This is a genomic window from Evansella sp. AB-P1, assembly GCF_029688925.1.
Classification (GTDB): Bacteria; Bacillota; Bacilli; order Bacillales; family Salisediminibacteriaceae; genus Evansella.
This window is the reverse complement of the sequence record NZ_JARUKY010000027.1, coordinates 20,656-33,814: the sequence shown is the minus strand read 5'-3', so window position 1 is coordinate 33,814 and position 13,159 is coordinate 20,656. Positions and strand designations below refer to the sequence as shown.

13 protein-coding genes are annotated in these 13,159 nt (G+C 34.5%); 4 read left to right on the top strand and 9 right to left on the bottom strand.

What is annotated here, in order from left to right; all coding sequences use genetic code 11:
- Nucleotides 1-50 precede the first annotated feature (50 nt).
- From QA612_RS20545 to QA612_RS20535, 3 genes are all read left to right on the top strand, one after another.
- Nucleotides 51-1,385 carry a cytochrome ubiquinol oxidase subunit I gene (locus tag QA612_RS20545; RefSeq protein ID WP_278285707.1) on the top strand — a complete coding sequence of 445 codons (1,335 nt, stop codon included), beginning with the start codon at nucleotides 51-53 and terminating at the stop codon, nucleotides 1,383-1,385.
- Nucleotides 1,386-1,399: 14 nt separating this feature from the next.
- Nucleotides 1,400-2,428 (top strand): cytochrome d ubiquinol oxidase subunit II, encoded by a 1,029-nt coding sequence (locus tag QA612_RS20540; protein WP_278285706.1) that lies wholly within the window; start codon nucleotides 1,400-1,402, stop codon nucleotides 2,426-2,428.
- A gap of 173 nt (nucleotides 2,429-2,601) precedes the next feature.
- Nucleotides 2,602-2,916: a hypothetical protein gene (locus QA612_RS20535; RefSeq protein WP_278285705.1), complete on the top strand. Its 315-nt coding sequence runs from the start codon at nucleotides 2,602-2,604 to the stop codon at nucleotides 2,914-2,916.
- 69 nt (nucleotides 2,917-2,985) lie between these two features.
- On the opposite strand, the gene QA612_RS20530 is transcribed toward QA612_RS20535, so the two are convergent.
- From QA612_RS20530 to QA612_RS20510, 5 genes are all read right to left on the bottom strand, one after another.
- On the bottom strand, nucleotides 2,986-3,840 hold the full coding sequence (locus QA612_RS20530; RefSeq protein ID WP_278285704.1) for a DegV family protein: 855 nt from the start codon (nucleotides 3,838-3,840) through the stop codon (nucleotides 2,986-2,988).
- Nucleotides 3,841-4,192: 352 nt separating this feature from the next.
- The gene (locus QA612_RS20525; RefSeq protein ID WP_278285703.1) at nucleotides 4,193-5,122 is read right to left on the bottom strand and encodes an immunoglobulin-like domain-containing protein; all 930 of its coding nucleotides are present in this window, start codon (nucleotides 5,120-5,122) and stop codon (nucleotides 4,193-4,195) included.
- Nucleotides 5,123-5,445: 323 nt separating this feature from the next.
- Nucleotides 5,446-6,318 carry a PepSY domain-containing protein gene (locus tag QA612_RS20520; RefSeq protein WP_278285702.1) on the bottom strand — a complete coding sequence of 291 codons (873 nt, stop codon included), beginning with the start codon at nucleotides 6,316-6,318 and terminating at the stop codon, nucleotides 5,446-5,448.
- A gap of 98 nt (nucleotides 6,319-6,416) precedes the next feature.
- Nucleotides 6,417-7,772 (bottom strand): HAMP domain-containing sensor histidine kinase, encoded by a 1,356-nt coding sequence (locus QA612_RS20515; RefSeq protein ID WP_278285701.1) that lies wholly within the window; start codon nucleotides 7,770-7,772, stop codon nucleotides 6,417-6,419.
- The gene (locus QA612_RS20510) at nucleotides 7,769-8,467 is read right to left on the bottom strand and encodes a response regulator transcription factor (protein WP_278285700.1); all 699 of its coding nucleotides are present in this window, start codon (nucleotides 8,465-8,467) and stop codon (nucleotides 7,769-7,771) included. Before QA612_RS20510 ends, QA612_RS20515 begins: the two co-directional genes overlap by 4 nt.
- A gap of 264 nt (nucleotides 8,468-8,731) precedes the next feature.
- On the opposite strand from QA612_RS20510, the gene QA612_RS20505 reads away from it, so the two are divergent.
- The gene (locus QA612_RS20505) at nucleotides 8,732-8,911 is read left to right on the top strand and encodes a hypothetical protein (RefSeq protein WP_278285699.1); all 180 of its coding nucleotides are present in this window, start codon (nucleotides 8,732-8,734) and stop codon (nucleotides 8,909-8,911) included.
- Nucleotides 8,912-9,154: 243 nt separating this feature from the next.
- Here the strand turns inward: QA612_RS20505 and QA612_RS20500 are convergent, their stop codons facing one another.
- The 4 genes from QA612_RS20500 to QA612_RS20485 form a co-directional block, all read right to left on the bottom strand.
- Nucleotides 9,155-10,228, bottom strand: coding sequence for an N-acetylmuramoyl-L-alanine amidase family protein (locus tag QA612_RS20500; RefSeq protein ID WP_278285698.1), 1,074 nt, complete (start codon nucleotides 10,226-10,228; stop codon nucleotides 9,155-9,157).
- Nucleotides 10,229-10,314: 86 nt separating this feature from the next.
- On the bottom strand, nucleotides 10,315-10,737 hold the full coding sequence (locus QA612_RS20495; RefSeq protein WP_278285697.1) for a DUF1801 domain-containing protein: 423 nt from the start codon (nucleotides 10,735-10,737) through the stop codon (nucleotides 10,315-10,317).
- 26 nt (nucleotides 10,738-10,763) lie between these two features.
- Nucleotides 10,764-11,429 (bottom strand): HAD family hydrolase, encoded by a 666-nt coding sequence (locus QA612_RS20490; protein ID WP_278285696.1) that lies wholly within the window; start codon nucleotides 11,427-11,429, stop codon nucleotides 10,764-10,766.
- A 187-nt stretch (nucleotides 11,430-11,616) separates the two neighbouring features.
- The gene (locus QA612_RS20485) at nucleotides 11,617-13,065 is read right to left on the bottom strand and encodes a DEAD/DEAH box helicase (protein WP_278285695.1); all 1,449 of its coding nucleotides are present in this window, start codon (nucleotides 13,063-13,065) and stop codon (nucleotides 11,617-11,619) included.
- Nucleotides 13,066-13,159: the final 94 nt, after the last annotated feature.

The window sequence follows — 13,159 nt, the reverse complement described above, 5'->3', positions numbered from 1 at the left end:
TCAATAGACAATAACATTGTTAATAATTGTTAAGAGAGGAAGGTAGTGTAATGGATAATGTGTTACTTGCTAGAACCCTTTTTGGTTCCTCCTTAGCGTTTCATATTATTTTTGCAACGTTAGGTGTTGGGCTTACCTTTATGATACTTATAGCAGAATTAGTTAGACTTTTTACGAAAGATAACGACTATGCCATCCTAGCCAAACGTTGGACGAAGGGGGTTGCTATTTTACTTGGGGTTGCTATTCCCTCTGGAACTATAGTAGGTGTTATGATATCTCTCACATTCCCAGGATTTATTGAGGTAGTTGGTCAGGTTATTGCCTTACCATTTGCCATTGAAATTTTTGCTTTCTTTGTGGAAGCACTTTTTTTATCCATTTATATTTACGCAGCCAATCGTCTATCTTCTACAATGCGAATTATTAGTGTGTTCTTTGTGGCCCTTGGTGCAACTGCTTCTGCCGTATTAATTACTAATGTCCAGTCATGGATGAATACACCTACTGGTTTTGAGGTTGTTGAAGGGCAAATTGCCAATGTTCAGCCTTGGCAAGCAGTGTTAAATCCAGCATTTAGTTATACGGCCGTTCATGTTGTGAGTAGCGCCTATATGACTACTGCCTTTGTTGTCATTTCTGTTGGAGCTTATCGACTATTGCGGGGAAATTTAAATCCTAAGGAAGTAAGCTATTATCGAAAGGGATTAATGATCGCTTTAGTAATCGGGGCCGCAACATCCATTTGGACGGCTTCTACTGGCCATAAAGCTGCAGTCGGTTTACATAATTATGTCCCTGTTAAGTTAGCAGCAGCAGAAGGATTGTTTGAAACGCAATCTAATGCTCCACTAGCGATTATGGGTACCCCTGATCCTGAGGCAAACCGAGTAGTTGGAGGGTTAGAAGTTCCTGGGATGCTTAGCTGGTTAGCTACTGGATCAACGGAAGGTGTTGTTATTGGTTTAAATGATTTTCAACAGGAGGATTGGCCTCCACTCTTTGTTCATACTCTTTTTAATGTCATGGTAGGAATTGGAACATTGTTAATTGGTGTATCAATAGGTGCACTCCTCTGGTGGTCTATATTTAGGAAGAAGCCTTACCCTACCTGGTTACTGCTTGCTCTCGTACCATGCGGTGCTTTCGCTTTGATCGGAATGGAAACTGGCTGGTTTTTTGCATGTATTGGAAGACAGCCTTGGACAATCATGAACTTCCAACGGACGGCTGACGCTGCAACAGCCTCAGGAAATCTTGGATTCATTTTAGTCTTGTTTATTTCCTTATATATTTTATTACTTGTTATAACAGCACTGGTGATGCGTTTTTATTTCCAACGGAACCCACTGGTTAATGAATATCAAGTGACACCATCGATTTAATAGGGGGAATTCCATTGCATGAAGCTTATGTAGCAATTTCGATCATTTGGTTGTTTTTATTTATATATGCTATTGGTGGGGCCATCGACTTCGGTGCTGGATTTTGGGCGATGTATTATTATGAACGAAAGGGTACCACTGCTGCTAACTTTGCAAACTTATATTTGTCCCCATCATGGGAAGTAACAAATGTATTTCTTGTCTTATTTGTGGTAGCATTGGCTGGCTTTTTCCCTGGAGCAGCATTTGCTCTTGGATCGTTGATGATTGTTCCTGTCAGTTTAGTTTTATTTTTATTAACGATTCGTAGTGCCTTTATGGTGTATTCCTACACAGTTCAGAAGTATACGAAAGTTTTGCGTTATATTTCTGGTATAACAGGGTTGTTAATACCTGCATTAATGCTTACTGTCCTACCAATTATTATCGGTGGATTTATTGAAGTAGTTGGAGACCGTCATTACATTTTATTTAACAAGGTCTTAACAAGTCCTACTGTGTATGCTCACATCGGTTTTGGTCTTGCAAGTCAGTTGTTCCTCTCCTCTTTGTTTTTAAGTGACTATGCAAGGGAAGCTAATTCTAATGAAACTTATGAGGAATATAGGAAAAATGCCATTATTTTTGGACCAATTATGTTAAGCTTTGCCGTCGCAGCTACATTGACATTAATTCCAGAGGCCGTGTGGATGGTAGAAAATATGGCTAGGGAATGGGAGTTATTTGCCTTAAGTATGTTTGCATTCTCTATCGGTTATAGTGCTCTATGGTGGCCCTCCAAAAAAGTACGTATAGGTCAGCCACGGATAGCGGTTATTCTTATTGTTTTGCAATATGCAATAGCTAGCTTCGCTTATGGATGGGCTCATATGCCTTACATTGTTTATCCTGAGCTAACCATCTTTGACGGATTAACAAATTTTGCTATGTATCAATCGTTACTTTGGGGTTACATTGTTATGATGGCTATTCTCATTCCTTTATTCATTTGGTTCTGGCGATTATTCCTTAAGGACAAACGCTATCTCACTAGTGAAAAATAGTGAGAGTAACTATATAGTAAAAAATAATTAAACATCCATTTAACGAAAAACAACGATTAGTTAAAAATCTAATCGTTGTTTTTATTTAACTAGTAATTTCAGAAAATTCAGTATTTAAATAAAAAGTGAGTTAGACTATAATTAGATTATTCTTTATTTGAGGGGGTAAAAAAATGAATAATAAAAGGCCTGCCTTAGTATTAAATATTGTTGCAAATATCTTCTATGCCTTGTCCTTATTGGTATGGGCATTTGTAGCTTTAATGGGGATTATGTCCATTGCAAATTTGAATTCATTTTTTAATTTTCTTGCATTTTTGTACTTATTTTTATTATTATATGTTCTGACTGTTGTTGTTTCATGTGTTTTGAGCTGGAAAAGTTATTTAGATGGAAAGTATATCCATTCATATAAATGGATGACTGTTCCGCTTATACATGCTATTCTTTTTGTTTCCCTATTTACAATCGGGTTATGGCTAGAATGACATCCGATATTTAATATATTAAATATTTGCTTTTATGAATTTCAATAATATCGCTATTTTTTTGTATAATTATTCTTCTAAATGCCAAATCATGGCGATCGTACCTTCACCAGCATGAACAGCTAAGGAGGAACTAATTTCTCCAATGACAACATCTAATCCAGGGATTTCTTCTACTATTTTTTCCTTTAATGCTAATACTTTTTCCAACACGTTTCCATGCATAAGTTGCACTTGCTTCACATTATTTTCTTCGCAGGATTCCTTCAATAAATGTACGATTCTATTTGTTGCTTTCTTTTCTGAACGAACTCGTTCTAATAACCCTAATTCTCCCTCTAAATTAATTGAAAGGATTGGCTTAATCTGAAGTACGTTTCCGAGTAAAAATTGTGCCCCTGACATTCTTCCACCTTTATATAATTGCTCTAAGTTTCCTAACAAAATTAAGTTTCTTGCTCTTGTAGCTTCCACTCTCAATTTGTTAGCTACTTCTTTTACATCTAAGTCTTCCTTCATAAGATCAAGACCTTTGTATAGAAGTGTCGTAATAATATAAGAAAGGGCTAATGAATCCACAACTTCCACACTAAAATCAGCTTGCTCTGCACCAGTCGTTGAGCTGGAAACCGTTCCACTTAGCTTATTAGAAACGTGGATTGCAATGGCATGATCATACTCCTTTTTTAATTGTTCATATAAGTTAACAAAGGTTCCTACAGATGGCTGTGATGTTTTCGGAACCTCTTTATTATTTCGAATCATTTCATATAATTGATCCGATGATAAATTAACCCCATCCTCATATTCTTTTCCCTCTGAAATAACCACAATTGGTACTACATACACATCGGGGTGTGCAAGGAGATCCTCCGTTAAATAAGCAGTACTGTCTGTTACAAATGCAATTTTCTTTTTAGCCACGTATATATTCCTCCTTTTAAATTCATTCTTCCTTTTATTATACTTTGACCTGAGTTTAATACCAAGTACTAATTGTAGGTAACAAAATATAATTTTTATTTAACTAGAAGGCCATCCTGAAAATAATTATTGGTTCAGGAGTGGAAGGCGGCGACTCCAGTGGGATCAGCACGAGACGAAAATCCCCTAGCACTTACTGAGTAAGTGGTAGGAAGTTGAGGCCGTACCCCACGGTAAAGAAGTCACCGTAAAGAATGAACGGATGTCGCACTTATGATTATGGTAAAAGCTTTTCCGCATGGAACGGATGAACCACCTTTTGAAAAAAAACGTTACTTTCCTTTTTGTGCCTTTATTTTATTTCAATCTCAGCTGTAAGCTCTTCGGATAAATCTAATCCATCTACATGAACTTCCTTTTTAATTCGATACTTTCCATTATCAAGCTCATCGATCTCGATCGTTTCTTTATGTTCTTTGCCATCGTGTAAGATTATCCCTATATCAGGAAATGCTTTGTTTATTGGTACTACTTCCCAGGAATCATTCACTCTTTTCTCAATCGTATAATATGTTCCAAAAAATAAATCAGTTGGACCTTCATTCTTTAAAATTAAGGTTAACTTTGAATCACCCGTTAAATACACTTCTTTATCCGTTTTTAGATAGGCATTCAATTCTTCTTTTGGGACGTTTATAGATGATAGGAGTGTGTCTTCCACATTCCCTTCCTTGTCTAGTACTTCAACACTAAGAATATACGATGTATTTTCTTTCTCTGGTAGGTTACCTTTGTAGATGATTTCATTTCCTTCTACTACATTTACATCTACTTCTTCGTCTGTAATCAACTCTATTTTTTCATGATGATTATTTCGTTCCGTCAATTGAATACGAACAGAACGATCCATCAAATCACCATCCTCTTTATGTGAAAAAAATGTAATGGAAAATTCTACTCCTGCTTGTTTTGTTCCAGAGGTAACTCCATACCCAAGAAGCCCCTCACCATTATGAAAAAACCATCTTCCAGTTTTGGAGGCATATTCTGTTTGTTCCCATAAGTCGCCAGTACTCATGTCTTCTAATTCTGTCATGACGTATGGTAAGTCAGTAACAGGTTCATCTTTACTATCAGTATTATTTGAAAAAGAACTCCTTCCTTCATCTATACTTCCATTGTTTCCATCAGTTCCATGTCCGCACCCTATTATTAAACTCCCTAAAGAGATCATGACTAATATAATGGATAGTTTCAGTCCCTTTTGTAATTTATTTTTCATTGGTATCACTTCCATTTCATTCATTTGAATATGGGACGATGTCATTCTAAAAAAAGTTGCATAAAAATAAAAATATTTCTACCTGAAAATACGCGGTATAAAAGTTCAACGAAGTATAGACAAAAATGCTTACTTTCATCCCCCATGGTGCAAATTCCACTTGCATCAGTGGTCTACCCTGAAAATACAACGGTTCAGTAGTGAAGGGTGACGACTCCAGCGGAAAAAAACTAGTTACCTAATAATAAGGTAACTAGTCACACTTTTATAATAACAGTCTAAATCCTTCCTTTTTTCACAGAAGATTTTATTTAGTATTACGTCTAATCATCAAACTCAATGGAAATAATTTCGCCAGTTCGGGCATCAATTTCAATTTCTACTTCTCCTCTTGATGTTTTCATTTCTATTTCATAATAAAGTCGACCATCGTCGTGATCTAATTCTATTTCTTTAATTGTTCCAGTGACTCTTTCATTAGCAATCCTTTTTGCTTCTACGATACCAATCACAGATGAAGTATTTCCATCAAATTGAAAACCAGTGCTTTTCTTTTTATCCATTGAAAAGGAGATGATTTCACCTGTGAATGCATTAATTTCAAGTTCCGCCTCCCCTTGAGGAGTCATCATTTCTATCTCATAGTAAACAATTCCATCATCACTTTCTAATTCAATTTCCTTCACAATACCATCTACTTTTTCTGTTGCAATTCTTTTTGCTCCTTCAATTCCTATTTTCGTATTCAACTCATTATTTTTATTGGGTAGTTGGTCGGTTTTTATTCCTGTGGTTGATTCTTTTTTCTCTCCGACATCATCTTCTTCTGTAGAATTTGGTGTGGTAGAGGTGTCCGTACTTACATTTTCATTAATCGTATTTCCTTGACCTTCTTTTTCTGAAGGCCCCTGTAAAGATGTTACATCTAATATACTACCTGTGAGTGCATCAACTTTAATTTCATATGGACCTTGTTCATTAATAATCTTAACGACATAAATCATGTGACCCTGGTCATATTCCAATTCAATATACTCCAATTCTCCTGGATAATGGTCATTGATTATATCCGTTACCTCGTGTGTGGATAATGGATCATTCTCTGGGTCTGCTAAAATTTGAGAAAAACCAAATCCGAAAACTGCAATAATAATTGAACCTACAATTACAGAAATCCATGTTTTATTTTTTTTCATATTTGTAAAACTCCTCTCTTTTTTTGTTCTACTTCAGTGTAGAACATCACCATTAAAAGAAACTGAGAAGAAGATTAAAATTTAATGAGAAAAGACAATTAATAAATTAAGGGGAGTTTTACTGTAAATGTAGTTCCTATTCCCTCTTTACTATCAAGGTTTATTTTCCCATGATGTGCTTCTACAATCCCCTTTGCAATTGCAAGCCCTAAGCCTGTTCCCCCTGTCTTCCTACTTCTAACTCGATCAACACGATAAAATCGATCAAATATTTTTTGAAAATCCTCTTTAGGTATTCCAATTCCTTTATCTTTTACAGAAAAATAAGCATTGTCACCTTCTTTTCCTGCATGAATAGTTATATTATCTTTACTGTATTTAAAAGCATTATCTATCAATATCACCAATACTTGTTGTAGTTTTTTCTCATCTCCTAAAATCACAATGTCATAGCTAGGTAAAATAGTTTCAATTTTTCTCCCATACGTTTTAGTCATTAGGGAAGAAATGTGCTTTATAAATTCACTAAGATTAACCTCTTGGAACTCTAAGTTGAAAGTATTTGATTCCTCTGCTAACTTTAGCATTTGCTCCGTTAACTCTTTCATTCTTTTTGATTCAGAATAAATCGCATCAATGGACTCTTCCAATACTTCAGGATTTTTTGCTCCCCATCTTTTTAACATACTTGCATTACTTTCAATTACAGTAAGAGGCGTTTTTAGTTCGTGTGATGCATCGTGAACAAATTGCTGCTTTTTCTCTATATTTTCTTTAATAAGATCAACCATATTGTTAAACGTTCCTGCAACTTCATATAATTCATCTTTCGATTTTTCTTTAAGATCTATTTTTTTCAATGTTCCTTTTTGTTGAATATCCTGCATTGTTTCAGCCATTGCTTTAATCGGACGTAATATTAGTCGACTTAACATTGCTCCACCAAATAACGCTGGAAGCAAAATTAATATAGATGCTATTAGCAAAACTAACCTAAGTAAGTTTAAGGTGCTTTGAATAGGTTGTAGGCTATGCATTACCTCTAGCGTCAAAATTGAGCCATCATACGAAATAAATGGAAAATAGGATGCAGCCATTTTTTCACCATTTTCCAATTCTAATATTGTTGATGATTGACCAGTAAAATAGTTAATTGGACTATCTAATAATTCAGGTCTTTGCGTAACCATTGTAATGGCTTCCATTTCTTCATTAATAATCCGAATAATTCCATTAGTAGGAAGATACGGTCTTAGCATTCTTGCAGTTGCAGTATCCGATTCAGTTGTCGAACTAATAAAGAGAGCAATGTTTTCCGTTTGCCCTTCTACCTGCTCTTTCTCTTTATTCATTAAGAGGCTAGAAAAAGATACGTAAATTGCCGTATTAATAATTAATATAATTGCTAACAACCAAATCATAGAAAAGAGCTGAATCTTTGTTCTTATTTTCATGAAGAAGGCTCCTTTAAGCAATACCCTACACCACGTACGGTATGAATTAAAGGTGAAGAAAAACTATCATCAATTTTTTTACGCAAATAACGAATATACACATCCACTACGTTCGTCTCACCTTCAAAATGGAAACCCCAAACAGCTTCTAAAAGTTGCTCTCGTTCAAGAACTTGGTTCTTGTTTTTAAGCAAATAAAGTAATAAGTCATATTCACGCTTCGTTAATTCTATTTCTTTCGAATCTCGGTTTACCTTTCTTAAATCCTCATTAACAACTAAATCCCCTACCTGCAAAATAGTTGAAGTTACGTTAGAATTTCTTACTTGATTCGTTCGTAGACACGTGCGGATCCGAGCTAACAATTCTTCAATCTGAAAGGGCTTCGTTATATAGTCATTGGCACCTTGATCAAGACCACTCACTTTATCTACAATCGAATCTCTTGCAGACAATAATATAATAGGTGTTAATGAGTCTTTGGATCGGATACGACGCAAAACTTCCATTCCATTTAACTTTGGGATCATAATATCTAGTAAAATAAGGTCCCATTCTTTTTCAAGTCCGTAAGATAACCCACTTGCACCATCGTGTACCCTTACTACTGAGTAGCCTTCATATTCTAATTCAAGTTGGATGACTCGACTAATCTTTTCTTCATCTTCAATAATTAATATTCTTGTCTGTGACACGATCCATTTCTCCTTTATAAAAACATGAAAGGTTTTGACCACATTTTATATATGAAAACTTCCCTGTGTTTTTTCATTCTATCCCTATAATATATCATATTAATGTAGGGTTTTAGATTATACAGTTCTGGTCTTAAGTGTAAAATGTGATTGTAAATATTAAAGCAGAGAAAAAATTTCGTTTTTCATGAATAATAAATTAGCAATACTGGACAATAATAGATTATAATATATGTACTATACTCTTTCAGGAGGAATTAGCTTATGTCTGAAACACCAAAGAAAAAAATTAGTTTGCAGGAAGCCATAAAACAGCAACTTGAAAACAAGAAAAATAAATCTGCTTCAAACGGCAAAGGAAATCTAAACAACATGCAAACAAAACAAATGAAGAGCCAACAGTCAAAAAAAACAATGAATACGCGTAGAAAAATGGGCGGATAAACAAGAAAAGCGCAAGGTGCCCCAATTCCGCCTAAGTACAGCCTACGTCCTGTAGGCAACGGCGTAATATCGACGTCCTGTCTCCTAGACACCTTACGTAGAGTTAAAATTTTATACTTTCCTATATTATAAAAAAGAGGCAGTCCCAAAAGTTCATTTAAAATGACTTATAAAGGGATGTGCCTCATTTTTATTTTTGCTTATATGCACTTTAACGACTCTAGAAATAATAGAATCCTTTTTCTATACTCTCCTACCAAACTGTCCAGAAATATATAAACGTTTCCCTTCATATATCACTTCCCAATAACCGTATGGGTTGTTCTTTCCTTTTACAGATCCTGCTATTGGAATAATCTTATCTTTTGCAATCGTCCCCATATTTTTGGCCTTCAATCGATCTGGTCGATCCATGAGAATGGCAGCATGATTAACACCAACTATTTGAACATTTCCAATTATTCGAATTTTCGTCTTTGAAGTAGTTTTTCTAGTTGTTTCGTTGTTTGGAGGCTGAATCCAACTACCTGGGACACCTTTTGTTGCCGTTACATTTATCATCCCTTCTGATTTGTGAAAAATATAATATACTCCAGTTTTCACAATGGTAGCATGGTTTCTTTGATACTTCGCATCAGATGCTGTCATATAACCAGGAATATCTTCACTAATTTCATATTTTTCTACTGTTTTTCTTTTTGTAGAAAGTCCTTCTTTCAACTTAATAATATTCATTTCATCATAACCATTATCATATGTTCCATACCTGTATCTCACTTGAAAATGAGTACAAATTACTTTCACAACGGCTTCGTATAAACTTTTTCGAAACTCTTTCCGTTCTAATTTTTGAAAATCAGTTTTATTATCTAAAAATCCATATTCTATAATGATCGTTTCTACTGGAGCTGTTAAACGATGCATAAAATACCAATCTCCATTTGCTCCTTTTCGTTGAAAAACACGTCTTAAGGGAAATCCACTGGTATCTCTAATTCCGTGAGCTATTTTTGTGGCTAAAACATTCGTACTACGTAAAGGATAAATGGTCTCCACCCCTCTTGCAAAACCATTAAATGCATTAAAGTGATGGGAAAGACAAATTGTTGCACCACTTTCCTTTACAAGGTTTGTACGAGAAATAGAATCTAAAGTAATATCCTTTGATCGCGTTTCTGTAGAATATAATCCTAAGCTATTTAAACGATTGTTTAAATAAGTAGAAGCTTCTAAACACCAGACCTTTTCTTGAACTCCAAAAGCTTGTGCTCCAGGGTCGACTCCACCATGACCCGCATCTTGAATAATTTTAATCATACATTAAGCTCCTTCCTTTTATTAAACCTTTATACTAAATAAGTACATGATTTAAATAAAAAAGGAGGAGACAAATTTAACAACATTTAGGGTTTAGGATACAATTCATTTAAAAACTGAACAGATTGTTTAATTAATGCCTTTAAAATTTCTTCATTTATATCAGCTACTTTATTAATATACACACATGCTTTACCAGACGTATGTTTTCCAAAATCTTTTAATAGTTCTTCACGCATTGTATCTCCAGTAGCAAAATATAGGCTAATTTTTCCTTTACGTGGAGAAAAGCCTACAAGAGGAGCTTCCCCTTTGTGTCCGGAAGCATATTTGTAATGGTAAGAACCAAATCCGATAATACTCGGTCCCCACATTTTTGCTTCATAGCCTGTCGTTTCTGAAAAAATGTCTAATAGTCTATAGGCATCCTCTCTTTTTTTGGGATTTTCTACTTTCTCAATAAACGAGATAACACTTCCATCATTTTCTTTTGTTTTAAGCTCATACATGGGAACATCACCTATACTTTATTTTTTTATCCTGCAAATATTGGCCATTTATTTTCTTCAGCAATAATTTTCATATCTTCATTTGGGTTCACAACTACTGGATGTTCCACAAATTGCAGGAGTGGGATATCACTTTCACTATCAGCATATGCCCATATTTCTAATTTTCTTTCACCATCACTTTGGGATTGTATCCATTGTTGAACTCTTTTTACTTTTTCCTCACCATTAATGATCGTTCCCACTTCACCTGTGCACACACCATTTCCATCAACAAATAGTTCTGTACTAATGATATGCACATCTAGATTTACTTCCTTAATAAATGCTTTTAAAAATGGTTCAAGTGCTCCAGATAATAAGATTACAGTATGCCCTTGTCTTTTATGCCCATTGATTTTCTGAACAAGACCATGATGAATCTCATCTCTTCCATTATCCACTATTGCCTTAAAGAAGGATTCTAGTTCTTCCTCTGTTTTACCTTTAAACGATTTAGCAAAGGATTTAAAAAATTGTAGCCTGAATGCATTTTTCCCTTTGACTATTCTTGTGATCCCAGCTTTTATAAGGCCAACAAATACGATTGTCCATTCCTTTATAGTAAACTCTTTTTTTGCTGCAAGAAACATAACTTTAAAAGAATTCCCTTGATAAAGTGTCCCATCAAAATCTACCGTTACAATTGCCATAAACTAACTCCCTCCAACATGATTTATTTATAAATTGTTTAGTTAATCTATAGCTTTACAATTTTTCGATTAACTTTTAAATCCTACATTATATTTTCTATTTAAACGATCATTTTACCTGTTTAAAGGAAAAAACTTTAGAGAGGATTATTCTCTAAAGTTTTTTCTTAAATACATTTTCGGATACTCATTTCGTCCTAGCCTTATGAACCTTCAACTGCTTTCCCTTAACTGTTTTACTTTTCATTTCTTCTAATACAATGGGGCCTTTCCCATTCAATATATCAACATAGGAAGTATTCTCTTCAATTGTTATAATTCCAATATCATCTGCAGTTACACCATCAATATTAGTAATTGTACCAACAAAATCTATTGCCCGAAGCTTCTTTTTCTTACCTCCGTTGAAATAAAGCTTCATTATATTTGTGTTAAGAGCAGTTCCCTTCTCTTTTTTTAATGAAGGTTTTTCCTTTATTTTATCGTAAAATGCTCCTTGTTTACTATTAACCTCTACCTCTGTTGGAACAAAATTAACTGAAATTGAAAAACCAATGTATTCTTCAATTGAAGCAATAATATCTTTCTCCCTTTCAGTAACGAAAGATATTGCTTTTCCAGTTTTTCCAGCACGACCTGTCCTACCAGTCCGGTGAACGTAACGTTCTTTTTCCATTGGAAGGTCGTAGTTAATGACTAGTGAAACTTCCTCAATATGAATCCCTCGTGCAGCAACATCTGTTGCCACTAAATACCTAATTTTCCCTTGCTTAAAGTCATTCATAACAGAAAATCGTTCCTTTTGCATCATTCCTCCATGAATCTTAGAACAAGGATAGTTACTTCGATTCAAATTAGTAAATACCAAATCTACTCTTTCTTGCGTACCACAAAAAATAATACAGCTATTAGGATTTTCAACCTTTGTTACATTTTTCAAAGCAGCAATTTTTTCTTTTTCATTCAATATTATTTGTGAATGATCTATGTTAAACGTCGTAATTTCATCCCCACTAATTTCTATTCGAACTGGTTTTTTCATATAATTTTTACTTAGTGCTTCAACATCATAAGGTAGCGTGGCTGAAAACATCATCGTCATACGTTCCTCAGGCAATGCTTGGATAATAGATTCTACTTGGTCAATGAATCCCATATTGAGCATTTCGTCCCCTTCATCAATTATGAAATATTTTAGCTTTTCTAAAGGAAGTGTTCCTTTTTGAATATGATCAAGTACTCGACCTGGTGTCCCAACGACCACATGTGTTTTTTGCTTTAGCTGTAGTTTTTGTCTCTCAAAGGATTGCTTTCCAAAAATTGCAGTTCCTTTTATTCGTTTATATCGTCCAATGTTCGTTATTTCCTCCGCAACTTGAACAGCTAGCTCTCGAGTTGGAGTTAAAATTAACGCTTGAGGTTTGTTTTCCTCCCAATTTACCATTTCACAAATCGGAATAGCAAAGGAGGCTGTCTTACCAGTACCAGTTTGAGACTGTACGACTAGATCTTTTTTTTGCAAAGCTAATGGTATAACTTTTTCCTGTACATCTGTAGGATGTTCGTATTTTAAAGTCTGTAAAGCATTTATTATTTCTTCATGTAAATTAAAACGATCAAATGATACTTTTACCATAGTAATAATACCTCTTTTTATTTTATGAATTCACTTCAAACTTTACTAACTATACCAAATTTACACAGGTATTTGTAACTCAATATAAAGAATC